Origin of the sequence: Pontibacter arcticus (assembly GCF_003284895.1) — a bacterium.
GTDB classification, from domain to species: domain Bacteria; phylum Bacteroidota; class Bacteroidia; order Cytophagales; family Hymenobacteraceae; genus Pontibacter; species Pontibacter arcticus.
In genome coordinates this window covers 36485-62629 of sequence record NZ_QMDV01000003.1, presented here as the reverse complement: position 1 = coordinate 62629, position 26145 = coordinate 36485, and the positions used below count along the sequence as shown (strand labels likewise).

Below are 26145 nucleotides of genomic sequence, written 5' to 3'. Positions count from 1 at the left end.
TTAAGTTTAGTTTAGTTATAACAGCCACATCCAGTTTATATAGTTGTTTATACTTACCACAACTGTATAAAAGGCACGGTAGGAAATCTGATTCAGTGAAGTATAACCACAAAAAAGGGGACACCTAGTAGGCATCCCCTGTATACTTTATCGTCTCACTTAAATTTTATTCGTTGTACAACACATGCAGTACCGTCTGGCCAACAGCTTTTAAGGTGTTTCGGCTGATGATGCTCATGTTATCGGTTTGGCGGTGGTGGTATGGCCCGAAATAATCTCCATTCGTTGCGCCCATATTATACTCTATGATATCGATCATCGGGATATTGGCCCAGTTGTTCACGTACGTGTGATCATCTATAATCGCAGGTGCATTTACGTACTTAAAGTAATCCGAATACCCGATCGAGTTACCGGCTTTCCATACTTTCTCTACAATGTTCTGGGCAAATTGCATCGAGGTTCCTTCCCTAGCAAACTTGGCATTTTCAGCCCCGACCATATCCAGCAAAATGCCATACTGCGCTTTATAATTAGGAATGTGCGGGTTTTTGCTCCAATACTGAGAACCTAAGCACCACGTATCCTGCTTCTGGAAACCGCTGTTGTCCGGCTGGCCATAATCTTCGCCATCGAAAAAGATCATATCCACACCTACGCCGGGTTTCTGCTCGGCAGCCTGCATGGTACGGGCAATTTCCAGTAACACTCCCACGCCACTTCCGCCATCGTTTGCGCCATCAAATTGCTTTAATGGTTCGTTCTCATCTCTGTCGGACCAGGGCCTTGTATCCCAGTGGGCAGCTAAAAGTATACGTCTGCTTGCCTCCGGGTTAAATGAAGCGATAATGTTGCGCAGCTTCAGTAAGGTACCATCATAGGCGCGCATCTCGAAATTCTGCACTTTTACATCGGCTCCGTAAGCTTTTAACTTACTGATGATCCAATCGCCAGCTTTCTGGTGCTCTGGTGTGTTGGGGATGCGCGGCCCGAAGGCAACCTGCTTTTCTACAAACGCATAAGCCGAATCAGCAGTGAAAGCTGGTGCGGTTACGACAGGCGTATCGGTTTCTGCTGCCTGGGTTTGTTCGCTGCTGGCTTTATCGGTGGTATCGCAGCTAAAAAAAGCAAGCGAGCCAGCCAGCAGCATCGCTCCTATCGATAATTTATTCTTCATAAGCCCAGTCGATTCCGGTTTTTAAGTCTTTGATAACGATGCCTTGTTTTTTAAGCTCCGCTCTTATTTCGTCTACTTTGTCGTACGCTTTGGTGTCTTTGGCTTCCTTGTAAAAACCAAGCACCAAATGCAGCATCTCTTCCACATCGGCAGTCGATTCCTGTTGCAGGCCCAGCACATCCAGCACAAGCGTGCGGTAAGTCTCGGTTAACAAAGTATAAACCTCCGTTGTAATCGATGCGATAGTCAGTTGGCCCAGGTATAAACTGTTTATTTTTTTGAGCAGGTTGAACAAAGAAGCTATCGTTTTAGCTGTGTTCAGGTCGTCGTTCAGGCCTTTAAAGCAATCCTCAACCAGCTTCTTCAGTTCTTCGTTCAGCTTTTGATCTGGCTCGCCGGTGCCGGCCTGCCCGTCCATTTTAGCAAGTATGCGCAGGCCGTTCATCAGTTTGCTGTAACCTTTGCGGGCTGCCTGCAAGGCATCGTTGCTAAAATCTAAGGTACTGCGGTAATGCGCCTGAAGTATAAAAAAGCGAATCGTCATGGGCGTGTACGCCTGCTCCAGCATGTCGTGGTTGCCGTTAAAAAGCTCGCTCAGGTTAATAAAGTTACCCAACGATTTCCCCATTTTCTGGCCGCCCACCGTGATCATGTTGTTATGGATCCAGTACCTGGCTGCATCGGTGTGGTTGTGGCTTGCCTGGCTTTGCGCTATTTCGCATTCGTGGTGCGGGAACATCAGATCCAGACCGCCGCCGTGTATATCAAAAGTCTTACCTAAATATTTGCGGCTCATGGCCGAGCACTCTAAATGCCATCCAGGAAAACCATCGCTCCAAGGCGAAGCCCAGCGCATGATATGGGTAGGCGACGCTTTTTTCCAGAGCGCAAAATCAACTGAAGCTCGTTTCTCGTCCTGCCCGTCCAACGTGCGGGTGTTGCCGATCAGGTCTTCTATTACCCTGCCTGAAAGCTTGCCATACTTGTACGCTTTGTTATACTTTTCTACATCAAAGTATACCGAGCCGTTTACCTCGTAAGCAAAGCCGTTTTCCAGAATCTCCTGTATCATCTCGATCTGCTCGATGATATGCCCGGAGGCGCGTGGCTCGATATCGGGAGGCAAATTGTTTAACCTGGAAATATCGCGGTGATAAATATTGGTATAGTTCTGGGCCACTTCCATCGGCTCCAGATTTTCCAGCTTAGCCAGTTTCTGAATTTTGTCTTCTCCTTCGTCGGCATCATTTACCAGGTGACCTACGTCTGTGATGTTGCGCACATACCGTACTTTGTAACCAATGAATTTAAGGTAGCGATACAGCACATCAAAGGTAACAGCACTGCGCGCATGGCCCAGGTGGGGCTCGCCGTACACCGTAGGGCCGCACAGATACATGCCCACAAAAGGCGGGTGCAGCGGCTGAAATTCTTCTTTTTTGCGCGTTAGGGTATTATATAGGTTCAGTTTCTGTTGCATGATATCTGGTAAAGATGCTACCAAAAATTAGTAGTTTTCTTGTATGGTTTGCTTAACTGTTATACACAGCCTGTTGTTTATACTTGTTATTGTGGTTGTGCGCCTTTCGGCAATATTTCATACTTGGCTGAGATCGGGTAATGATCCGAAAGGCCCATTTCCTGGTGCGTTATAAAATCGTAGGCTTTTAGTTCTTTGCTGTAAAACTGGTTATCGATGCGCAGAAACGGGAGTGGCCCGTTGTAGGTGGCTCCTACGCCTGTTCCGGCCTCCACAAAAGCATTAGTCAGTTCTTCCGCCAGCTCGTTGTAAGTATAACTGAACGGAATGTCGTTCAGGTCGCCGCATACAATTACCGGGTAAGGCGATTCCCGGATATGCTCCAACAAAATCTCGACCTGATTACTGCGCGCAATAAACCCTTTCCGGAGGCGGCGCGCCAGGTTACGACCTTCTTTGTTAAATGTATCTTTATCGCCGATGGCAGAATAGGTATTTTCGATGTCCTGCGATTTGATGCTCATGGATTGCAGGTGGGCCGTGTATACCCGGATAGTATCGCCTTTCACATTCAGGTCGGTCCAGATGGCGCGGTTATGGTTTGATTCCCCGAAACGGATAACACCTTTGCCTGTGATCGGGTACTTCGAAAAAATCACGATCCCGATATCTGCTTTGCTGCGATCGACATAAGACACCGAAAAAAAGCGATACCTGTCATAGCGGGTGCCTATTTTGTTTACCGTATTATAGATGCTCGACCCGCGGTTGCTGTAGAACTCCTGCAGGCACAATACATCAGCAGGGTGTGTTGCCACCCAATCTACCATATCCATAGAGGCCTGCCTTACATTACCATCCTGGTCGGCGTAGGCATTAAAAACATGCGTGTTAAAGCTAAGCACCTGTAATGTTTTGGCACCAGCCTCCGGTGTTTGGTCAGCGGTATTGATCGACACCAGACGCTCGTAATAATTCCAGCCTAAAAGTATAAGTGCCAGCGGCAGCGCTACAAACCAGGAACGGCGCAATAGCCAGTAAAACAGGAAAAGTATGTTTAAAGCAAGTGCCCCGGGCAACGAGAAAGCAATAAAACCTGCCGGCCAGAACTTATGCGGAGGCACCTGCAGGCAAAGTACGCCCAGCAATACCCACAAGGCAACCCCTATATTAAGGAGAAGCCACACCCGTCTGCGTATTTTTTTAAAATTTTCCGACACAGGAGCAAACTTACAAATTCTGTCCTTATCTATACACCTCTCTGTTCAGAATATATCCTTGCGGTTAAAAGTGTTTCTAAATATGCTACAAACAGGCACCCGATTAGCGAACTAACATACTAGCAGCAACTGTTATACTTTGGCAACACGCCGGATCAGCTTTGCAGAGGTGAAAGCAGCACCTGATTTTAGCAACTATAAATTAATACAAGGTCTAAAAATAGGCACATATTGTTTCTAAAATGTTTTTTTAGTAAATTTGTGAAATTATTTCCAACGAAGCGAGGGGACACGGAGTCCCCTTCTTTATTTCTTTAAACTTAGCTATGGTATTAACAGAGAATATTATTCGTGAGATGGCAACACCAAGTCTGCCGGATAGCGACCTGTTTATAGTTGATATCAGTGTGTCTGATTCTGCGGTTCGGCCAAAGATCACGGTGTTGGCAGATGGCGAGCAAGGCATCACGATTGCACAGTGCGCTACGATCAGCCGCCGCATCAACAAAAAAATCGAAGAAGCGTTTGGCGAAGAGTTAAGCTATACATTGGAAGTAAGCTCGCCTGGTGTGGATTTTCCGCTAACCCAGCCGCAGCAATTTAAACGGAATATAGGCCGTAACCTGAAGCTGAAACTGCAGGAAGGCATCGAAAAAACCGGAAAACTGGAAGAAGTAACCGAAACAGGTATAAACCTGACAGAAGAAATAAAACAAAAAGGCAAAAAGGCAACGTATGCCGCAATACAAATACCTTTCGCGGATATTGTGAAAGCAAATGTTGTGATATCTTTTAAATGATAAAATAATGAACAGTTCAGTCCTGATCGAGTCGTTCGCTGAGTTTGCTAAATTCAAGAACATTGACCGCCCAACGATGATGCGTATCCTGGAGGATGTTTTCCGTACGATGATCCGCAAAAAGTGGAACACCGACGAAAACTTTGACATCATCCTGAACGTGGAGAAAGGTGACCTGGAAATCTGGCGCAACCGCGAAATAGTAGATGATAACTCGGAAGACATCTGGGACCACGACAAAATCAGCCTGACGGATGCCCGTAAGATTGAGCCTGATTTTGAAGTGGGAGAAGAAGTTTCGGAGGAAATCCAGTTGGAAGACTTTGGCCGCAGAGCCGTACTTACTGCCCGCCAGACCCTGATCCAGCGTATCAAAGACATGGAAAAGGAATTGCTGTTCCAGAAGTATAAAGACCTGGTAGGTGAGATTATCTCCGGGGAAGTATACCAGGTTTGGAACCGCGAAGTGCTGTTGCTTGACCAGGAAGAAAACGAGTTACTGATACCTAAAAGCGAGCAGATCCCAAAAGATCGCTACCGCAAAGGTGATGTAATGCGTGCCGTTGTGCAGCGTGTGGAGATCGTGAACGGTAACCCGAAGATCATACTTTCGCGTACAGCACCAGCATTCCTGGAGCGTTTATTTGAAAACGAAGTACCAGAGATTTTCGATGGTCTGATCGCTATCAAAAAAATTGTGCGTGAACCAGGCGAACGCGCTAAAGTAGCCGTAGAATCTTTCGACGACCGTATAGACCCTGTTGGCGCTTGCGTTGGTATGAAAGGCTCCCGTATACACAGCATCGTGCGTGAACTCGAAAACGAAAACATCGACGTTATCAACTATACCGATAACATGGAGCTCTACATACAGCGTGCACTTAGCCCGGCTAAGATCACCAGCATGAAGATAGATGAAGAGAATGCCCGCGTATCAGTGTTCCTGAAACCAGACCAGGTATCATTGGCAATTGGTAAAGGCGGACAGAACATTAAACTTGCCAGCAAACTGGTAGGCCTAGAAATAGATGTGTTCCGTGAGTCTGAAAGCTACGAAGAAGACATCAGCCTGGAAGAATTTACAGATGAGATCGAGGATTGGGTAATTGCGGAACTTCGCAGAATAGGTCTGGATACTGCCAAGAGTGTACTGGCCGTAACCAAAGAAGATTTACTGCGCCGTACCGAGCTCGAAGAAGAGACAATAGACAACGTACTCACCATTCTGCGTGAAGAGTTGGAAGAAGAAGAAAATCAATAGTTGTGAGTTGTGCTCTGTTACGCTAATTTTGTAAAAGATTAAGACAGAGCACAACTTTTACCTCCCTACTGAGGCAACTGTAATTTAACAAAAGCAAAAGACAGCATATTAGAACAACATGGCAGAAGAAATAACAAGGAGGCTTAAACAGGTTGCAACAACTTTAAACATTGGTACCTCTACCATTGTCGACTACCTCTCTGCTAAGGGTTTTGACGTGGAAAATAAACCCACCTCCAAAATCACGGCAGAGCAGTTCAGTATGCTGGCTAAAGACTTTGCTTCGTCTGTTAAAGACAAAATCTCGGCAGAAGAACTAAACATCGGCAAGAAACCGCAAAGCAACCAGGTTATTGAGTCGGAACAACCACAGCAGGAACCGAAAAAACAAAGCGAGCCTGAAAAGGAAGTTCATATTAAGAACAACAGCCCCCAAGCTGCCGCGCCAAAAGCACCTGAGCCAGTTGCTCCTGCTGCAGCCAGCACGCCTGCTACTCCAGAGGAATCTGTTGGTACAACCAGGTTGCCGGGCATAAAAGTATTGGGCAAAATAGAACTGGATGCCAAAGGCCGTCCGGTACCTAAACAGCCTGAGCCAAAGCCAGCGCCTAAAGCAGAAGCACCGGCAGCTCCGGAAACTCCAAAGCCGGCGCCAGTAGCAGAAAAGCCAGTTGAGACTCCTGTTGCTCCAAAAGCGCCGGTTGAAGTAACTCCTGTTGCCGAGAAACCAGTAACACCCGTTGCGCCAACACCGGTACCGGCAGAGCAGCCAAAAGCGGAAACGCCAAAGCAGCCTGAAGCAGCAGCTCCTGCACCACAGGCACCTGCTCCTGCTTCGGAAAAGCCAGCTACGCCAGCACCAGAGGTTAAGGCTGAGACTCCTAAACCAGCAGCTACGGCAGCGCCACAGGAAACAACTCCTGCAGCAAAAACACCAGAGCAACCAAGCGCCTCCACTACGGATGCGAACGATACAAAAGTAGAAACAGGACCAATAGAAACAATTACAGCGAAAGCCGACCAGCTTAAAGGTCTGACTGTACTGGGCAAGATCGAACTTCCCCTGGAATCACGCAGAAAAGGACCAAAACCTGTAGCATCTTCTGATGAACGGAAGAACGGCAACAAAAAGAAAAAGCGCAAACGTATTATCGTTGGCTCAGAAGGGCAGCCAGGTGCGCAGCCTAACCAGCCAGGTGGCCAGCCAGCACAAGGACAGGGCAACCGTCCGGCAGGTGGTGGTTATCAGGGCAATCGTCCGGCAGGTGGGCAAGGAAGCAGTGCTCCGAACCAGAACAGCCGCCCTATTGTAGCACAGCCAGGTGGTTACCAGAGCCGCCCGGCAGGTGGAGGCTACCAGGGTAACCGCCCGGGTGGCGGACCAGCAGGACCGGGTAACCGCGGACCACGTACCAACGCACCAAGACCAGAGAAAACTGAAGTTACAGATAAGGAAATTCAGGAGCAGATCAAAGCTACGCTTGCCAAACTAAGTGGTGGTAAAGCTGGTGGAGGTAACAGAGCCAAATATCGTCGTGAGAAACGTTCTGCTATTGCAGATGCTACGGAAGAACGTAAAATGGCAGAACAGGCGGATTCTAAAACACTGCGTGTTACTGAATTCGTATCAGCCAACGACCTTTCGTCTTTGATGAACGTGAGCGTGAACGATGTTATCAAAGTGTGTATGCAACTTGGTATGTTCGTTTCCATCAACCAGCGTCTTGATGCGGAAGCTATCACAATTATAGCAGATGAGTTTGGTTATAATGTTGAGTTCATCACAACAGAAGATGAGCAGGCACTTGAGCAAACCATCGAAGATGATGAGGCAGACCTGGAAGAACGCGCTCCGATCGTTACGATCATGGGCCACGTTGACCACGGTAAAACATCCTTACTCGATTATATCCGAAATGCGAACGTAACAGCCGGTGAAGCCGGTGGTATTACGCAGCACATCGGTGCTTATAAAGTGAAAACAGAAAGCGGCCGTACCGTTACTTTCCTGGATACACCTGGTCACGAAGCCTTTACAGCGATGCGTGCCCGTGGTGCCAAAGTAACAGACGTTGTTATTATTGTAGTGGCGGCAGACGACTCTGTAATGCCACAGACAAAAGAAGCAATCAACCACGCACAGGCTGCCGGCTCTCCTATTATTATTGCACTTAACAAAATAGATAAGCCAGGTGCCAACACGGATAAGGTTCGCGAAGAACTTGCCCAGTTAAATATCCTGGTAGAAGAATGGGGTGGTAAATACCAGTCTCAGGAAGTATCTGCCAAAACAGGACAAGGTATACCGGACCTGCTTGAAAAAGTATTGCTGGAAGCCGAACTTCTTGAGCTGAGAGCTAACCCGAACAGACAAGCTGTAGGTACTGTAATTGAAGCATCTCTTGATAAAGGCCGTGGTTATGTAGCCACCGTTCTGGTACAAACCGGAACACTTAAGATTGGTGATGTAGTGCTGGCTGGTTCGCATTATGGTAGGGTTAAAGCCATGACCGACCACAGAGGCCGCAAAATGAAAGAAGCAGGACCATCTACGCCGGTACAGTTACTGGGTCTGGAAGGTGCACCGCAGGCTGGCGATAAGTTCCTGGTAATGGATTCGGAGCGTGAAGCCCGTGAAATTGCAACAAACCGTTCGCAGGTACAGCGTGAGCAGAGCCTTCGTACCCGTAAGCATATTACGCTTGATGAAATCGGACGTCGTCTGGCGATCGGTTCATTTAAAGAACTGAACGTGATTGTGAAAGGTGACGTGGATGGTTCGGTAGAAGCACTTTCTGACTCCTTACTGAAGTTATCAACCAGCGAAGTGCAGGTAAATATCATCAGCAAAGGTGTAGGTGCCATCTCGGAATCGGATATCCTGTTAGCTTCGGCTTCGGATGCGATCATTATCGGTTTCCAGGTACGACCTTCTCAGAATGCGCGTAAGCTGGCAGAGCAGGAGCAGATCGATGTGCGCCTATACTCTATCATTTACGATGCGATAAACGAAGTGAAGGATGCGATGGAAGGTATGCTTGCTCCGACACTGAAAGAGGAAGTTACCGGTAACGCCGAAGTACGTGATGTATTCAAGATCACGAAAGTGGGTACGATTGCAGGCTGTATGGTTACGGATGGTACTATCCAACGAAATGCTAAAGTACGTTTAGTACGTGATGGTATTGTGGTAGTGGATGGTGAAATCCTGGCACTGAAGCGTTTCAAAGACGATGTATCGGAAGTGAGACAAGGCTACGAGTGCGGTATCAGCCTGAAAAACTACAACGATATACAGGTTGGCGACGTGATAGAAGCTTACGTAGAAAAAGAAGTGAAGCGTACACTATAGTACCTTTAACTTATAAAAACAGAAGGCCCGGTTGCATACGTAACCGGGCCTTCTGTTTTCATAAGTTATCCAGCAAGTATAAAAAAAGCCTTTCCAGTACGGAAAGGCTTTTACATTTTTAAAGTATAAACTTGCTTATCTTCTGGAATTGCGACGCAGGTTGCGTTTATCTTTGCGGTGCTTTTTATGCATCGCTTCTTCTTTTTTCAGAATCTCTTTCATCCGCTTGCTCTGCATAATACGCTTTTTTGCAAAATTCTTTTTACGGCCATCCTCATAGGTATTAAAGCGCGCATCCAGGCCTTCCGAGCGTTTACCAACAGCATCAGCACCTGTACCGGCATTATTTGCCTTGGTTGTTCCCCAAAACTCATCTTTGGAAGTAGAGCTGCTTAAAGTAGTTTGTGCCTGTGCAGTAGTTAAAACAGCTGTACTACCTAAGCAAAACAAAAACAACAATATTTTTTTCATATAAACCTGAATAGAAGCTTCTGTATAACGCTGAAGTATACCGAAAGTATACATTTTAAATCAAACAATACGTACGGATGCAAAAGTTCTGCTATTCAAATTTATATGAGATGCCAATGCCCAGCGTTTCCTTAAACTGAAGCCGCGCCCCGCGCCCATCTTTAATGTTATCGCCGTCGCGGTCTACATCAATTTTAACGTCATCATCATAAATTAAATGCGCAAACAAGCTGGCTGATATAAACTTATTTACTTTAAAGCCAACCAGGTTTTCCCAGTTCATATCCACATTTTTCGCATTTTTTAAGTAGTTCGAGAATAGATCGAGCTTGGATTGAAGCGTAACATTTGTCAGCACTTCCTTTTTAAACCGGATGTTTACATAGCCCCCGAACTCTTTCCGAATATGGCTCCCGGTACCAATGATCGGGTTACCTAACATATCTTTCTCGGCAGGTGCCACGCCAAACAAACCCTGGTCGGCCAAAACCTGGCGTTTTACAATCGTAAATTTCCCTGTAAATGGCGAGATGAATACCGAAAGAACCGGAGTAGGCTTATAGTCCATACCAAGGGATGCAAGCACAGCTGCCGGCGAGAAAAAATCAGACAATAACGTATCGCGGGTAACGGTATAGGTAGGTGTAAGCTGCGTTTTTAAATTGAGCTGGGCGGTGTAGTACCAATCCGTGGAGGCGTTGCGGCCATACTTCAGGTTCAGCTCAAATCGGTCGTCGCTCTTACGTACGCGCTGGCCCTGCAATTTTACAGTGCCATACGTCAGCGATAAAACGTTTTCCCAGGTGTTTGTACCTTTTTTATAGTTTGCATACAGGTTGGCAGTGCCTAAAACGGATACCGAATTTTGTCCGCCGGCTGCCCAGTTGCTTAAACTTACCTGGCTAAAGTTAAGCGCCCCGCTTCCGCTGATGTTCCAGTTATGTAAAGAATCCGGCGGAATGCCCTGGGCCCGGCTTTCAGAAAAAACACTTAAACAAAGTATAACTAAGCAAACAACGGAACGGCTAAAAGTATAAAACATGAAAATGCAAGCGTGAATTTAACTTCGGAATAAAAAGTAGTTAGCGCTATGTAAGGACGCTGACGTGCAAATTTCTTAATTTATATGAAGAAGCCTACCCTAATTTCATACTTTGTAGTATACACACCTGAGTTTGCACGTTATACTTTGCCTGACCAGCGCGTAAGGTGTGGCGGGCTAATTAGCTGTTAAAGGATTTAACTTAATTGCTATATTTGTACTTTGATAAAGAAAAACTGAGCTGAAAAGACTTATGGCTACATACGAAAACCTGCTGTTAGACCTGCAAAACGGTATCCTGGTAATCACAATCAACAGGGCCGAAAAAATGAACGCCCTTAACATTGATACAGTAAGAGAAATTAAGCACGCAGTACAGCAGGTGTATGATGATGCTACCGTAAAGGCGGCCATTTTTACAGGCGCAGGTGCAAAAGCATTTGTAGCCGGCGCTGATATAGCCGAAATTGCTGAGCTGAACGATGTAACAGCACGCAACTTTGCCGAACGCGGCCAGGAAGTTTTCAGCATGATCGAAACGTGTAACAAACCGATTATAGCTGCCGTGAATGGTTTTGCTTTAGGCGGAGGTTGTGAGTTAGCAATGGCCTGCCACATGCGTATTGCTACAGAAAACGCCCGTTTCGGCCAGCCTGAAGTTAACCTTGGTGTTATTCCGGGTTATGGCGGCACACAGCGCTTAACGCAACTGGTTGGCAAAAGCAAAGCGATGGAGCTGATGATGACCGGCGACATGATCACGGCGGCAGAAGCAAAGCAACTGGGCCTTGTAAACCATGTAGTGGCGCCGGAAGAGTTAATGGAAACGGCTACAGCTATACTTCAGAAGATCATGAGCAAGGCACCACTGGCCATCGGGCTGGTAATTGAGTGCGTAAATGCAGTGTATGATAAAGATGAGAATGGCTACCAGACGGAAGCAAACTCATTTGCCCGCTGCTGCACCTCCACTGATTTTGTGGAAGGAACCAGCGCTTTCCTTGAAAAACGCAAGCCCGTTTTCACAGGCAACTAAAGTATAACCTCACCCCGACCCTGCGATTCTGAAGTATGAGTATAGCCAAAAAATTGGTCGGGCAAACTGCTGCCTATGGGTTAAGCAGTATTGTTGGCAGAGCGCTTAATTACCTGCTCGTCCCGATCTATACGGATGTATTTTTGCCGGAAGAGTATGGAGTGGTTTCGTACTTGTACGCGTTTGTCGGGTTCTTTAATATCCTGTTTACCTATGGCATGGAAACGGCTTTTTTCCGTTTTGCCAACGCCCCGGGTGCTGATAAGTTAACGCTCTACCGTCAGGTATTATCGCTTATAACAGGCAGCAGTTTGTTGCTTTCGGGTATACTTATACTTTTATCGGGCTCCATTGCAGGCTATATCGGTTACCCGGACCAACAGGAATATATTATCTGGCTGGCCATTGTATTAGCCGTTGATGCGATTGTAGCCATACCGTTTGCGTGGTTGCGCCTTCAGAACAAAGCCATTAAGTTTGCCTCTATTAAGCTGGCTACCATTCTACTGACGGTTGGCGCCAACCTCTTTTTCCTGGTGCTTTGCCGCGAAATTTATGAAGGCACGTATCTTACTCAGTTTCAGCCGCTGGTAAAAACCATTTACAATCCGGCATTTGGAGTAGGTTATATTTTCCTGATCAATCTGGTTGCCAATGCCCTCCAGATCCCGATGCTGTGGAAAGAATTCAGCCTGTTCAGGTTTGAGTTTAACAAAGAGCTGTTGCGCCCGATGCTGGTTTACGCCTATCCGTTGCTGTTTATGGGTTTGGCTGGCATGGTTAACGAAGTGATCGACCGCATTTTACTGGAAAGCTGGCTACCCGAAAGCTTCTATCCGAACATGAGTAACATGGCGGCAGTAGGTGTGTACAGTGCCTGCTACAAGCTTTCTATTTTCATGACGCTGGCCATTCAGGCGTTCCGGTATGCAGCCGAACCGTTCTTTTTTTCGCAGGCCCAGGATAAAAATTCGCCGCAAACCTTTGCCCTCGTCATGAAGTGGTTTACCATTGTGTGTGCGTTTATTTTCCTGTTTATCTCCGTTAATTTAGAAGATTTTATACTTTTACTCCGTAGCCCGGCTTACCGCGAAGGCATGATGGTAGTGCCGGTTTTGCTCCTGGCTAACCTGTTTCTGGGTGTGTATTACAACTTATCGGTGTGGTTTAAACTGACGGATAAAACAAAGTATGGCACCTACATCAGCTTTGGCGGTGCAGCGATCACTATACTTTTTAATTTGCTTTTAATTCCGGTGCTGGGCTATATGGGCTCTGCTATTGCTACACTTATCTGCTATTTCAGTATGGCGAGCATCTGTTATGTGCTGGGCAACCGCCACTATCCAATTCCTTATCCAATTAAAAATATACTTTCCTATATCTTTCTTGCCATAGTTCTCGTATGGGTAGCGCTGTATGTGCCTATTGCCGATTTCTGGCTGCGCCATATTTTCCATCTGGCGATATGCTTTTTATTTGCAGCGATCGTTTGGTTAAGAGAGCGGGGAAACTTCCTCAAAATTTAGATTTATACTTCAGTTTGTTATGCAGAACACAACCGTGGTTAATGTTATTAACCAATCTAAACACGCGCTTCCTTCTTACCAGACCATACATTCGGCAGGTATGGATTTACGGGCAAACCTCGAAACTCCTGTAGTTTTAAAGCCATTGCAGCGTACCCTTATCCCGACTGGTTTGTTTATCGAACTACCGGAAGGGCACGAAGCGCAGATCAGGCCACGAAGCGGGTTAGCATACAAACATGGTATTTCGATCGTGAACAGCCCGGGCACTATTGATGCCGATTACCGTGGCGAGATTAAAGTACTGCTTGTAAACTTATCTGACGAGGATTTTGAAATAGTGGACGGCGAACGCATCGCGCAAATGGTGGTGGCAAAGTATAAACGCATTGCCTGGGCCGAAGCCGAAGCTTTATCTGATACAGAACGCGGCGCAGGCGGGTATGGCAGCACCGGCACCAAGTAAAACGCTGCTACAAAGTATAAATGCAAGGCTCAGCCTTTTAAATAATTACATTAATTACGAAAACAAAATAACGCTATGAGAATAATTGTTCCGATGGCAGGAATGGGCAAACGTATGCGCCCTCACACCCTTACAGTTCCTAAACCACTTATACCTATTGCCGGCAAGCCTATTGTGCAGCGCCTTGTAGAAGACATTGCCAAAGTATGCCAGGAGCCTATCGAAGAGGTAGCTTTTATCATCGGCCATTTCGGGGATAAAGTTGAGAAAGACCTGATTGCGATTGCAGAATCGGTTGGCGCAAAAGGCACGATCCATTACCAGGAAGAAGCACTGGGTACAGCCCACGCCATACTTTGCGCCCAAAGCGCTTTAAAAGATAAAGTGGTGGTAGCGTTTGCCGATACACTTTTCAAGGCCGATTTTAAACTGGACACCAACGCCGACGGTACCATCTGGGTACAGCGCGTAGAAGATCCGCGTCCGTTTGGCGTGATCAAGATCAATGAAAACAACGAAATAACTGACTTTGTAGAGAAGCCACAGGAGTTTGTTTCGGATATGGCTATTATCGGTATTTACTATTTCCGTGATGGCGAATACCTGCGCAACGAGCTGCAATACCTGTTAGATAACGACATCAAGGACAAAGGTGAGTTCCAACTGACCAACGCCCTGGAGAACATGAAGAATAAAGGCACCAGGTTTATACCTGCCGTTATTACCGAGTGGCTCGATTGCGGAAATAAAAACGCAACAGTTTATACTAATCAGCGCTATTTAGAGTATATTAAAGATGAGGAAGGCTTAGTAGCGGCATCGGCGAAGCTGGAGAACACAGTAATCATTCCTCCTGTATATATTGGCGAAAATGCACAGATCAAAAATTCGGTTGTAGGGCCGTTTGTTTCTATCGGCAACAATACTACGCTTGATAATTCTGTTGTGAGCAATTCCATTATCCAGGAAAACACTGTTCTCAAAAATGGCAATGTATCAAACTCTATGTTAGGTAACTTTGTTGTGTATGAAGGCCGCCAGTCTGACCTTAGCCTCGGCGACTATAATACGCTCAAAGACTAACATTACATGACCCAATTCAGAAACGCAATTTTTGTTTTTACCTGCTGCCTGGCTATACTTTCAGCAGAACAAGGTATGGCGCAATCTTCCAGGAAGAAGGCCAAAGCCGACCGACAAGCTTCTGTTCCGGTTCAGGCTGAGCCAACAGAACAGGAAAAACAGATAAGTGAAGCGTTGTTTCTGGATGGAATGAAATATTTTATGCTGGAGGACTATACACAAGCCCTCCAGCTTTTTCAGAAAGCCTACACCGTAACGCCCAACAATGCGGCTATCAATTACAAACTAGGCGAAGTATATTTGCTTCAGAAGGACCCCAAAGCTGCCTTGCCATTTGCGCAGGCCGCCGTTACCCAAAAGAAAGACAACCCCTATTATTACCTGCTGCTAGCCCAGGCACACGCCGAGCAAAACCAGTTTGATGGTGCCGCGCAGGCTTATAACAGTTTGCTTCAGAACGTACCCAATTCTGATGAATACCTTTTTAACCTGGCTGATTTATACTTGTCGCAGGCGCGTTACGATGATGCCCTGAACACGTATGAGCGGATCGAGAAGAAATTTGGCGCGCTGGAACAGCTTTTGGTAAGCAGGCAACAAATCTACCTTCGCCAGAAAAATATAGACAAAGCCATTCAGGAAGGCGAAAAGCTGCTGGCTACCAACCCTACCGAAGTACGTTATTTTCTGGCCCAGGCCGAACTTTACAATGCTTCCAAGAAAACCGATAAGGCCATCGAGATCATCAACAGAGCTTTAAAAGTTGAGCCTAATAACCCGTTTGCTCATTTAATGCTTTCGGACCTCACCCGCCAGAAAGGAAACAAAGCCGAATCAGAAAAACAGGTACGCCTGGCTTTTAAAAGCCCTGAACTTGATATTGATACCAAAGTACGGATACTTGTCGATTTTATCCGGCAATTGCCCAACCCCGAAATTGAAGACATCGCTCTGGAATTGGTAGACCTGACTATCCAAACGCACCCGGAAGAAGCCAAAGCATATGCTGTAGCCGCAGATCTACAAACACTGGTTGGTCAGAAAGAAATAGCCCGCAATAATTACTTAAAAGCTGTAAAGCTGGATGATTCGCATTTCAAGATCTGGCAGCAAATTGTGTTGTTGGATGCGGAATTGTCGCAGCACGAAGCTATGGTTAAACACTCCGAAGAAGCGTTGGAGCTGTTTCCGAACCAGGCAGTATTCTGGTTTTACAACGGCACCGGGCATTTAATAAGCGGCAATTTCGAGAAAGCAGTAAAATCGTTGGAGCACGGCAAGCGCCTTTCGGCAAACGAAGCAGAGCTGGTCACACAGTTTAACATGCAGCTTGGCGATAGCTATAACTCCCTGAAAGACTATAAAAAATCGGATGAGGCGTACGAAGCGGTACTTGCCCAGGATGCGGATAACGAGCATGTGCTGAACAACTACAGTTATTTCCTGTCTATACGCAACCAGAACCTGCCCAAAGCCAAAAAGATGGCGGAACATTTGGTGATGCTCCATCCTACAAATCCTACTTATTTAGATACGTATGCCTGGGTTCTGTATAAGAACGGCGAGTACGAAGCAGCCAGAAAGTACCTGGAGCAAGCTGTTGCCCTTTCTGATGACGCAACTATTGTAGAGCATTACGGCGATGTGCTGTATAAACTTGGCAAGCAGGAAGAAGCAGTAAGCCAGTGGCAGAAAGCAAAATTAAAAGGCGAGGCTTCAGCGTTTATCGAAAAGAAAATTAAAGACAAAAAGCTTTATGAGTAAATATATTCTGGGGGCTATACTTGGCCTGTTCCTGCTAACGGGCTGTAAAAAAGAAATTATACCCACAACGGGCGCAGCAACTACAGAAACCATTGGCAGTGTAACCGTAAAAAACCTCGACTTCAATTACCTGAGTGCCAAAAGCCAGCTTAAGTTTTCTGACAGAGGCGATAATCTTTCATCCGGTGCCTCTATCCGCATTAAAAAAGACAGCGTGATCTGGGTATCGGTACAACCGGGCTTGGGAATAGAAGCTGCCCGCCTTAAAATGACACAGGATTCGGTGTTTGTCATGAACCGCCTGCAACGCGAATACACCGCTACCGGCTATACTTACCTGAGCAATAAGTTTAATGTAGCCGTTGATTTTAACGTACTGCAAGCTATACTTTTAGGCAATTTCCAGGCGCTCGGTTCCGAAAAAGTTATTACCGAAGGCGACTTGCAACATGTACAACAGATCCGTGAAAACCTGCTGCTAGATTATTTTATCGGAAACCAGAACGCGAAGCTGCAATCTCTGAAAGTGCAGGACCAAAGCAACGCCAATACGATCACGGTAAAGTATGAGAACTTTCAGGATGTGGGCGCTACCCCTTTTGCTTACTCCTTAAATGCACAGGTTGCCCAGAAAGGACAGCTTTCTGACCTAGAAATTACGCACAGCCGCGTTACTATTTCTGATGACGTGCTCGACTTCCCGTTTAGTGTGCCCTCCGATTATAAGCGTGTGCCAGCTAACTAAGTTTATACTTGCTGAAGTATAAACTTAGCGTAGTTATACTTTCTTAACACTCTTTATTTAAATCTGTTGGTGTAATTGGTTCTTCACTTATAGTTTTGCCATCTTTGCAACCTGAGCCGAAGACTATACCCCTGATGAGATCCCTTTACAGATTCACTTTTTTACTGCTGCTGCTTTCTTTGCCCTTTACCACCCTGGCGCAGAAAACAAAAACGAAATCTAAAGCTCAGCTGGAAAAGGAAAAAAAAGAAAACCTTGCCCGCATCAAGGAAGCCAACCGCATCCTGAAACAGACCAAAGTAAAAAAGGAAGCCTCTATCGGCGAGCTTAATGCCATCAAAGAAAAAATAACGGTTCAGAAAGGCGTTATCAACAACATTTCCCGTGAAATAAATTACATTAATTCTGACGTTTCTGAAACGGAAGGTGTCATTAATGCCCTACAATCCGATATCGAAAAGCTGAAAGCTGAATATGCTACCATGGTATATGCTGCCTCTAAAACAGCCAACAGCTATAATAAACTCATGTTTTTGTTTGCGGCCGAGTCGTTTAATCAGTTTGTAATGCGCCTGCGCTATTTGCAGCAGTATTCGGAAGCCCGCCATAAGCAAGCCGAGCAAATAGGCAAAGTACAACTTATACTGAACAGCCAACTCGAAACCCTGGAATCAAAAAGAAGACAGAAAAAAGGCCTGTTAAATAAACAGTTAAGTGAAAACAAAAACCTGATTACGCTTAAAACACAGCAAGATAGCGTGGTGTCGCAATTAAGTAAGCAGGAAGAGAACCTGCAGCAGGAAGTAGCCGCCCGCCAGCAGGCTGTACGCAAACTCGATAACCTGATTGCTGATATTGTGCGGGAAGAAATTGCCCGCGCCGCCCGTGCTGCACGCGAAGAAGGCCGTAAAACTAGCGGAAGCACCAGCAAAGTTACACTTACACCGGAAGCAGCACTTATTTCGAGTTCGTTTGCCGGTAACAAAGGGCGTTTCCTATGGCCCGTAGAGCGTGGCTTTATTTCTCAGAAGTTTGGGCGCCACAACCACCCTGTATTAAAAGGAGTTGTAATTGATAACCGTGGCATTGATATCCAGACCACACAAGGCGCATCAGCACGCGCACTTTTCGAAGGTAAAGTACTAACTGTTGCCAGCGTGCCCGGCATGAACAACATTGTCATGATCCAGCACGGCGAGTATTTTACAGTGTATGCCAAGCTCCGCTCTGTAAGTGTTACCACAGGCCAGACAGTTAAAATGAAGGATGTGATTGGTACGGTGTATACAGATGCAGATGGCACTACCGAATTACAGTTCCAGGTATGGAAAAACAGCACCAACCTAAACCCGGAATCCTGGATACTACCCAAGTAAAAAGTATAACTTCTGAAGAAGAAGATCGACAGGTTACTTTTGGAAAGTATAACCTGAGACAAGGGGAAGAGAAGCTCGGCCTGGAAAGGGATAAAAATAAAAAAACACCCTACAAAGCAGGGTGCCTTTCCAAGCTATGAAAACAAACTTAATATTTTTATTTGAAGTCCTAAGCTTTTAGCTGCTCAGCACTTTAATTATTTCTTATCTAAGATACCTGTTTGCTATTAACAAGTAAGAAAATGCGATTTTAAAGCTTAAAAACGACTTGTATTGTAATACTGTGTTTTTAATATATTAGTTACTCCGAATTAAGATTTTCTGCAGTAAAATTGTTTTTCTATCCCTTAAGGTACTCAGAAAATTACAGTTTCTCAAACCTGACTTATTCTCAGAAAACGCTTTTCTCCTGCTAATCTGGTAGCGCAATACTGATGCCAAAACTCTTGAAATTATCTAACAAACTGATAATCAGATAAAAGAAATTAATTAACCGAGTTAGACAATCCCATATTGGGAACAATAAAAGTATAACTGGGAAATTTTAATTTGCTTTATACTACTGAGTCCATAAAATTTCAGTTAAATTTAATTTAAAAAGCAGGCGTGCAATCCTGTAGCTCTACCTGCATCGTAGGTCTTAGCGAATAACCCCTGAAGCAGGTATTAAACTAATCTAAGGACTTGTGGGTTTATTTAAAATATAAACTCTAATTTTGTAGTATCCATTTTTAAAGACTAACAATATGGCTATCACCAACAATTTAGCATTCATAGGCGGTTTAGGCGGCATGGAAGTAGCGCTTATACTTATTGCTATCATCCTGCTTTTCGGCGCTAAACGTATTCCTGAGCTGGCAAAAGGCCTTGGCCGCGGTATCCGTGAGTTTAAGGATGCAACAAAAGAGATCAAGAACGACATCGAAACTTCTGCTAAGGACGATAACTCCACAGTTAAGTAAGACTTAAAAAGCTAAGCATACGATGAACCTTCATACTGCATTTCTCTTTCTCGGAGATATTGGAGGCGGAGAACTGTTTATTATCATAACAGCAGTACTCCTATTGTTTGGAGCCGATAAAATTCCGGGTATTGCGCGCTCTATGGGCCGTGGTATACGCGAGTTTAAAGATGCTACCAACGAAATAAAACACGAACTGGAACGCTCCATTGAGGACGACAAACCTAAAAAAGTTTGAGACAGTATAATTCGCTACAAGACATCCGCACGGAGTTGGCCGGTGGCCATACTTCCTGCAGAAAACTGGTTGATTATTACCTTCAGAACATAAAGGAAAAAGCTAACTTAAACGCTTTTCTGGAGATTTTTGAAGAAGAAGCTTATGCCCAGGCCGATGCCGTAGACCAGAAACTGGCAAATGGTACTGCCGGTAAACTGGCAGGTATGGTGATCGGAATAAAAGACGTACTGGCTTACGAAGGCCACGCATTACAGGCTTCCAGCCAGATCCTGAACGGCTTTAAATCGCTGTATACTGCCACTGCCGTACAAAGGCTTTTAGCAGAAGATGCGATCATTATCGGCCGCCAGAACTGCGATGAATTTGCGATGGGCGCATCAAACGAAAACTCTTCGTTTGGGAATGTTTTAAATGCGGATGACACTTCCCGTGTGCCGGGTGGTTCGTCAGGTGGATCGGCTGTGGCTGTACAGGCAGACCTTTGCCTTGCTTCTATCGGTTCCGATACCGGCGGATCTGTTCGCCAGCCAGCTTCTTTTTGTGGCGTTGTTGGGTTTAAGCCTACTTATTCGCGCATTTCAAGGTATGGCCTTATTGCCTACGCTTCGTCTTTCGACCAGATTGGCCTGATCACGAAGAACGTGGAAGATGCTGCTTTACTTCTGGAAGTAATTGCCGGAAAAGATGACTACGACAGCACCGTAAGCCAACGCGAAGTACCAGCTTACAGCGAGTTATTAAGTACTGATAAAACCTATAAGATCGGTTATATCCGTGATTGTTTCGAGAGCGAAGGCCTCGATGCAGAAGTAAAGGAAAGTATACTTGGCGTAAAAGATATGCTGAAAGAGGCCGGCCATACGGTGGAAGGCGTCGATTTCCCTTACCTCGATTACATGGTGCCTACCTATTATATACTTACCACTGCCGAAGCCAGCTCTAACCTGGGCCGCTACGATGGTGTAAAGTATGGATTCCGGTCGGGCAATGTTACAGACCTGACATCGTTATACAAAAAAACAAGATCTGAGGGCTTTGGCGCGGAAGTACAGCGCCGTATCATGCTGGGTACCTTTGTGCTGAGTGCTGATTATTATGATGCCTACTATACCAAAGCCCAGAAAGTAAGAAGACTTATAAAAGAGAAAACAGAGGAGTTGCTGCAACAGTATGATTTCCTGATTTTGCCTACTGCGCCTACTACGGCTTTCAGGATAGGTGAGAATTCAGAGAACCCGTTGGCTATGTATTTAGCTGATATCTTTACTGTACAGGCTTCGCTGGCAGGTGTACCGGCAATTTCTATTCCGGTTGGCCGCGATGCCAAAGGACTTTCGATCGGGTTGCAGTTAATGACCCGCTCGTTCGAAGATTCGCAACTGTTTGCATTCTCCAACTATATCTTAGAAAAGATAACCGTTGAAGCATAGTTATTTATGACGTATTGTAAACTCTTTACAGTGCTTACGGCTATCGTTGGCAGCATTTGGGCAGGTAATGCCTTCGCTGCAAGCGGTAGCCGTACGTACGAAATGCCTGTTCTGGAGGACACGCTCGATCTTACACCGCAAATTGATACTACTTTTCTCACCCCCGAGGAACTGGCGTTGCTGGTGGAGTACATTCCCAACGAGCCCAACGATGTAATTGCCGACAGGCTAAGCTGTATCGAGTCTGATATTCCGTTAGTGTTCAACAACTTTGTCCGCAACTTTGTAGACTACTTTACCATCCGGAACAGGAAGTATACCCGCACCATGATTTCCAGGGAGAATGTATACTTTCCGCTGTTCGAAGCCTATCTTAAAAAACACAACATGCCCCAGGACCTTAAATACCTGGCTATTGTGGAATCCGGGCTTAACCCGAAAGCAAAATCGTATGTGGGCGCGGCTGGTTTGTGGCAGTTTATGCCTGCAACCGGCAAAGAGTATGGCCTGAAGATCCAGAACGAATACATAGACGAGCGCCTCGATCCGGAAAAATCAACGGAAGCTGCCCTTAAGTTTTTACGCCGTTTGCACAAAAGCTACGGAGACTGGGAACTTGCGCTGGCTGCTTATAACTGCGGACCGGGCAACGTGAACAAAGCCATCAGAAAAGCAGGTGGTGGCAAAAAAACATTCTGGGAGATTTTCCCTTATCTGCCAAAAGAAACGCGGGGCTATGTACCTTCTATGACGGCTGTAATTTACGCCATGAAGTATGCGCCGGAACATCACATTTTCTCGGATTCCATACTTTACGCTACTGATACGGATGTGCTGCACATTGACCAGGCCGTTGACCTGAAAAAGCTGGCCCTCGAATTAAACCTGGAAGAAAAAACTTTACTGGCTCTTAACCCTGAAATAAAGCAAGCTATACTTCCGGCTGGTAATACGTACACGGTGCGCATACCTTCCCAGCAAATGAATATGTTTGCCTCAGCAGCAGACAAGGAATGTATACTTTTGGCTAGTGCACCTAGTGTTCCGGTTAAACAGAACATAGCAGATCTGGCACCTGCAAAGGTGATGCTTGCCTCGGCTACCAAACCGGCAACGCCAGCCGATACCACCAAACCAGACGAAAAACGAAGTATAGCTTCAACTAAAAAAACGTACCAGGTACAGCGCAACGATAACCTTTCTGAAATAGCCAAGCGCCATAATGTAACCATAGCACAGCTAAAAGAGTGGAACAACTTAAATGGGAACCGCATCGATTACAAGCAGCAACTTGTCATCTACAAACCGGATTCCGAAGAAGTACCAGTTCTGCTTGCTTCTGCTAATACAACACCTAAAGCAGGTGAAAAAATCGAGCAGCAAAAAATAAGAACTGCCGATAAAACTGATTCAGAAGAGCTAAACCATCACATTGTACAGCCTGGCGATACCCTCTGGAATATATCGCTCCGATACAATGGCATTCCGGTAGAGAAAATCAAACAGTTAAATAAACTGAAAACAAACGAAATCAAGCCCGGTCAGAAACTTATTTTAAGTTAAGAACTGCATAATTTAAAGTAAAAAGCACCTTCCCAAACAGAAGGTGCTTTTTACTTTAAACAAGTATAAACCACCACCTGCAAACCATTTGTATTGCAAAAAAGCCATCATTCTGCTTTGTTAAGTTACAAGAGCCCTTATCTTTGAAATCTACATTTTGAATACCCATTATTTCTTATGAAATTGGGCTTTAGCAAGATTATTTAGAATTGCTAAAGTATGTGGTATCCAAAGCTTAACCGATAACACAAACCTCATTGCATACCCATGATTAAAGTAAATAAAGAAGAAGCCCTTAACTACCATTCTGAAGGCAAGCCCGGTAAGATTGAAGTAGTCCCGACCAAGATGGTAAGTACACAGCACGATTTGGCGCTTGCTTACTCGCCGGGTGTGGCTGAGCCTTGCAAAGAAATTCATGCTGATAAGGATAATGTATATAAGTATACGGCCAAAGGAAACCTGGTAGGCGTTATTACAAACGGCACGGCAGTACTGGGGCTTGGCAATATTGGCCCGGATGCTTCCAAACCTGTAATGGAAGGGAAAGGCGTACTCTTCAAAAAATTTGCTGGCATCGATGTATTCGATATTGAAATAGACTGCAACGACCCGGAAGAATTTATCCGGATCGTAAAATCGCTGGAGCCTACGTTTGGTGGCATTAACCTCGAAGACATTAAGGCTCCTGAAAGCTTTAAAATAGAGAATGCGCTGAAAGAGCAGATGAGCATTCCGTTGATGCACGACGACCAGCACGGCACGGCCATTATCTCATCTGCCGCACTTCTTAACGCTTTGGAGCTCACAAATAAAAAAATCGGCTCTATTAAAATGGTGGTAAACGGTGCTGGTGCCGCCGCCATTGCATGTGCCAAATTGTATGTGGCGCTTGGGGTAAAGATGGATAACATTGTGATGTTTGATAAGGATGGCATCATCCGTCCGGAACGTAACGACCTTGATATTTACCGCGCGCAGTTTGTTACAACCCGAAAAATAAATACGCTTGCCGAAGCTTTGGAAGGTGCTGATGTGTTCATCGGTTTATCTGCCGGTAACGTGCTTGATCCTGAGTTGGTAAAGCTGATGGCGAACGATCCGATCATTTTCGCGCTGGCCAATCCGGACCCTGAGATTCCTTATGATGTGGCCATGGCTACCCGTAAAGACCTGATTATGGCAACCGGCCGCTCCGACCATCCGAACCAGGTAAACAACGTATTGGGCTTCCCTTACATTTTCAGGGGGGCGCTGGATGTGCGTGCTACCGAGATAAACGAGGAAATGAAACTGGCAGCCGTACACGCGCTGGCCAAACTTGCCAAAGAACCGGTGCCGGAACTTGTACTGAAAGCGTATGGCGATAACACGATAAACTTCGGTCGTTTCTACCTGATCCCTAAACCACTGGACCCACGCCTGATCACAACTATATCCCCGGCTGTAGCAAAGGCTGCCATGGACAGCGGAGTGGCCCGTATTCCGATCACCAACTGGGAAGCTTACGAACAGGAGCTGCAGGAACGCATCGGCATCGACCAGAAACTGATGACCCGTATCACCAACCAGGCTAAAAAAGATCCGAAGACGGTTGTATTTGCGGAGGCCGACCACTTCAAAATTCTGAAAGCTGCCCAGATCGTAAAGGAGCAACGCATCGCCAACCCTATACTTTTAGGTAACCGCGAGCGCATCCAGGCCATCATCGATGAGAATAACATGGAGTTGGAAGGGGTACGGATTATTGACCCTTACGAAGAAAATGAAAAGCGCGAAGAATACGCACACCTGCTGTATGACAAGCGCAAGCGCAAAGGTCTTACCTTTTTTGATGCGCAGCGCCTGATGCGCGACCGCAACTACTTCGGTAGTATGATGCTAAATACCGGCGAAGCAGATGCACTTATTTCAGGCCTTACCCGCGAATATTCTAAAACGATTGTGCCTGCCCTACAGGTAGTGGGCGTGGAAGAAGGTATAAACAAGGTAGCAGGGATGTACATCATCCTGAATAAAAAGGAGCCATACTTTTTTGCAGATACTACGGTAAATGTGAACCCAAATTCAGACGAACTGGTTGACATTATCGGGCTGACAGCGCGTGCTGTGCGCTTTTTTGATACAGAGCCACGTATTGCCATGCTTTCTTACTCGAACTTTGGCTCGGTGAAAGGTGTTGTGCCCGATAAAACGGCTGAAGCTGTACAAAAGGCAAAACTTAAATACCCTGACCTGTTGATAGATGGCGAGATGCAGGCCAACACAGCCATAAACCGTAACCTGCTGCGCGAGCACTATCCGTTCAGTGAACTGGCTGAAAAAGGAGCTAATACGCTCATTTTTCCGACACTATCTGCGGGTAATATTGCTTATAAGCTTTTACAGGAAATTGGTGGCGCAGAAGCCATTGGCCCTGTGCTGATGGGGATGCGCAAACCGGTACACATTTTACAGCTTGGCAGTTCTATCCGCGAAATCGTGAACATGATTGCCATCGCTGTCGTAGATGCTCAGAATAATAACAATCAAGCTATATAAATGATCGCTTATATTGATGGAAAACTAGCTTACAAAGACCCTACTTATGTTATTATAGATGTGCAGGGAGTAGGTTACCAGATTAAGATTTCACTAAGTACCTATTCCTCGCTGCCTGCCGGTGAGCGTTGCAAGCTGCATACGTTCCTGCATATAAAAGAAGATGCGCATACGCTTTACGGCTTTACTACTATAGCAGAAAAAGAAGCTTTTCTTCACTTGATATCTATTTCAGGCGTCGGGCCCAACACGGGCCTGATGATCCTGTCTTCGCTTTCAGTGGAAGAGATACAGCAGGCTATTATCCGGGAAGATGTACGCACGATACAGCATGTGAAGGGCATTGGAGCCAAAACGGCGCAACGCATTATACTTGAACTTAAAGATAAGATAAAGAAGGAAGTATGGGCAGCCGATACAACGGCCACCCCAGCTCAGACAGCACACAATATGGTACGGGGCGAGGCGTTATCTGCCTTAGTTACATTGGGCTTTGCTAAAAACGTAGCCGAAAAAACACTGGATACCATTATAAAGCGGGAAGGCGGAAATCTGAGTGTCGAAGAATTAATAAAGTTCGCGTTGAAATCTTCATAAGAGAATTAT

At 45.8% G+C, this 26145-nt stretch carries 21 protein-coding genes; 16 read left to right on the top strand and 5 right to left on the bottom strand.

Annotated elements, in window-relative coordinates; translation table 11 throughout:
• Window positions 1-166: 166 nt before the first annotated feature.
• From DP923_RS09760 to DP923_RS09750, 3 genes are all read right to left on the bottom strand, one after another.
• The gene (locus DP923_RS09760; RefSeq protein ID WP_112305685.1) at window positions 167-1177 is read right to left on the bottom strand and encodes a M28 family peptidase; all 1011 of its coding nucleotides are present in this window, start codon (window positions 1175-1177) and stop codon (window positions 167-169) included.
• Window positions 1167-2657, bottom strand: a complete 1491-nt coding sequence (gene cysS / locus DP923_RS09755) for a cysteine--tRNA ligase (RefSeq protein ID WP_239020995.1) — start codon at window positions 2655-2657, stop codon at window positions 1167-1169. The genes DP923_RS09760 and cysS overlap by 11 nt, the downstream gene beginning before the upstream one ends.
• A gap of 86 nt (window positions 2658-2743) precedes the next feature.
• Window positions 2744-3844, bottom strand: coding sequence for an endonuclease/exonuclease/phosphatase family protein (locus DP923_RS09750; RefSeq protein WP_239020994.1), 1101 nt, complete (start codon window positions 3842-3844; stop codon window positions 2744-2746).
• A 359-nt stretch (window positions 3845-4203) separates the two neighbouring features.
• On the opposite strand from DP923_RS09750, the gene DP923_RS09745 reads away from it, so the two are divergent.
• The 3 genes from DP923_RS09745 (at window position 4204) to infB (ending at window position 9290) form a co-directional block, all read left to right on the top strand.
• The gene (locus DP923_RS09745) at window positions 4204-4677 is read left to right on the top strand and encodes a ribosome maturation factor RimP (RefSeq protein ID WP_239020993.1); all 474 of its coding nucleotides are present in this window, start codon (window positions 4204-4206) and stop codon (window positions 4675-4677) included.
• Window positions 4678-4684: 7 nt separating this feature from the next.
• Window positions 4685-5938 (top strand): transcription termination factor NusA, encoded by a 1254-nt coding sequence (gene nusA / locus DP923_RS09740; RefSeq protein ID WP_112305683.1) that lies wholly within the window; start codon window positions 4685-4687, stop codon window positions 5936-5938.
• Window positions 5939-6056: 118 nt separating this feature from the next.
• On the top strand, window positions 6057-9290 hold the full coding sequence (infB, locus tag DP923_RS09735; RefSeq protein WP_112305682.1) for a translation initiation factor IF-2: 3234 nt from the start codon (window positions 6057-6059) through the stop codon (window positions 9288-9290).
• Window positions 9291-9425: 135 nt separating this feature from the next.
• Here infB and DP923_RS09730 read toward each other — a convergent pair whose 3' ends face one another.
• Together DP923_RS09730 and DP923_RS09725 are read right to left on the bottom strand one after the other, a co-directional pair.
• Complete coding sequence (locus tag DP923_RS09730; protein ID WP_112306220.1) at window positions 9426-9761, bottom strand: hypothetical protein; 336 nt, start codon at window positions 9759-9761, stop codon at window positions 9426-9428.
• Between the two features lie 91 nt (window positions 9762-9852).
• Window positions 9853-10803 carry a DUF3078 domain-containing protein gene (locus tag DP923_RS09725; protein ID WP_112305681.1) on the bottom strand — a complete coding sequence of 317 codons (951 nt, stop codon included), beginning with the start codon at window positions 10801-10803 and terminating at the stop codon, window positions 9853-9855.
• 253 nt (window positions 10804-11056) lie between these two features.
• On the opposite strand from DP923_RS09725, the gene DP923_RS09720 reads away from it, so the two are divergent.
• The 13 genes from DP923_RS09720 to ruvA all read left to right on the top strand — a co-directional run bounded on the left by DP923_RS09720 (window position 11057) and on the right by ruvA (window position 26136).
• On the top strand, window positions 11057-11839 hold the full coding sequence (locus DP923_RS09720; RefSeq protein WP_112305680.1) for an enoyl-CoA hydratase/isomerase family protein: 783 nt from the start codon (window positions 11057-11059) through the stop codon (window positions 11837-11839).
• Between the two features lie 35 nt (window positions 11840-11874).
• Window positions 11875-13368 carry a lipopolysaccharide biosynthesis protein gene (locus tag DP923_RS09715; protein ID WP_112305679.1) on the top strand — a complete coding sequence of 498 codons (1494 nt, stop codon included), beginning with the start codon at window positions 11875-11877 and terminating at the stop codon, window positions 13366-13368.
• 19 nt (window positions 13369-13387) lie between these two features.
• Entirely contained in the window at window positions 13388-13834 is a 447-nt protein-coding gene (gene dut / locus DP923_RS09710) for a dUTP diphosphatase (protein ID WP_112305678.1), read from the top strand.
• A 75-nt stretch (window positions 13835-13909) separates the two neighbouring features.
• A complete protein-coding gene (locus tag DP923_RS09705) occupies window positions 13910-14917 on the top strand; it encodes a sugar phosphate nucleotidyltransferase (protein ID WP_112305677.1) in 1008 nt (335 codons plus the stop codon).
• Between the two features lie 6 nt (window positions 14918-14923).
• Complete coding sequence (locus DP923_RS09700) at window positions 14924-16681, top strand: tetratricopeptide repeat protein (protein ID WP_239020992.1); 1758 nt, start codon at window positions 14924-14926, stop codon at window positions 16679-16681.
• Window positions 16674-17426 carry a DUF4292 domain-containing protein gene (locus tag DP923_RS09695; protein ID WP_112305676.1) on the top strand — a complete coding sequence of 251 codons (753 nt, stop codon included), beginning with the start codon at window positions 16674-16676 and terminating at the stop codon, window positions 17424-17426. The genes DP923_RS09700 and DP923_RS09695 overlap by 8 nt, the downstream gene beginning before the upstream one ends.
• A 134-nt stretch (window positions 17427-17560) precedes the next feature.
• Window positions 17561-18802 carry a murein hydrolase activator EnvC family protein gene (locus DP923_RS09690; RefSeq protein ID WP_112305675.1) on the top strand — a complete coding sequence of 414 codons (1242 nt, stop codon included), beginning with the start codon at window positions 17561-17563 and terminating at the stop codon, window positions 18800-18802.
• A 746-nt stretch (window positions 18803-19548) separates the two neighbouring features.
• The gene (locus DP923_RS09685; RefSeq protein WP_112305674.1) at window positions 19549-19764 is read left to right on the top strand and encodes a twin-arginine translocase TatA/TatE family subunit; all 216 of its coding nucleotides are present in this window, start codon (window positions 19549-19551) and stop codon (window positions 19762-19764) included.
• A gap of 22 nt (window positions 19765-19786) precedes the next feature.
• Window positions 19787-20002: a Sec-independent protein translocase subunit TatA/TatB gene (locus DP923_RS09680; RefSeq protein ID WP_112305673.1), complete on the top strand. Its 216-nt coding sequence runs from the start codon at window positions 19787-19789 to the stop codon at window positions 20000-20002.
• The gene (gene gatA / locus DP923_RS09675; RefSeq protein ID WP_112305672.1) at window positions 19999-21435 is read left to right on the top strand and encodes an Asp-tRNA(Asn)/Glu-tRNA(Gln) amidotransferase subunit GatA; all 1437 of its coding nucleotides are present in this window, start codon (window positions 19999-20001) and stop codon (window positions 21433-21435) included. Before DP923_RS09680 ends, gatA begins: the two co-directional genes overlap by 4 nt.
• 6 nt (window positions 21436-21441) lie before the next feature.
• Window positions 21442-22998 (top strand): lytic transglycosylase domain-containing protein, encoded by a 1557-nt coding sequence (locus DP923_RS09670; protein WP_112305671.1) that lies wholly within the window; start codon window positions 21442-21444, stop codon window positions 22996-22998.
• 267 nt (window positions 22999-23265) lie between these two features.
• Window positions 23266-25539, top strand: coding sequence for an NADP-dependent malic enzyme (locus tag DP923_RS09665; protein WP_207801966.1), 2274 nt, complete (start codon window positions 23266-23268; stop codon window positions 25537-25539).
• Window positions 25540-26136 (top strand): Holliday junction branch migration protein RuvA, encoded by a 597-nt coding sequence (gene ruvA / locus DP923_RS09660; RefSeq protein ID WP_112305670.1) that lies wholly within the window; start codon window positions 25540-25542, stop codon window positions 26134-26136.
• Window positions 26137-26145: the final 9 nt, after the last annotated feature.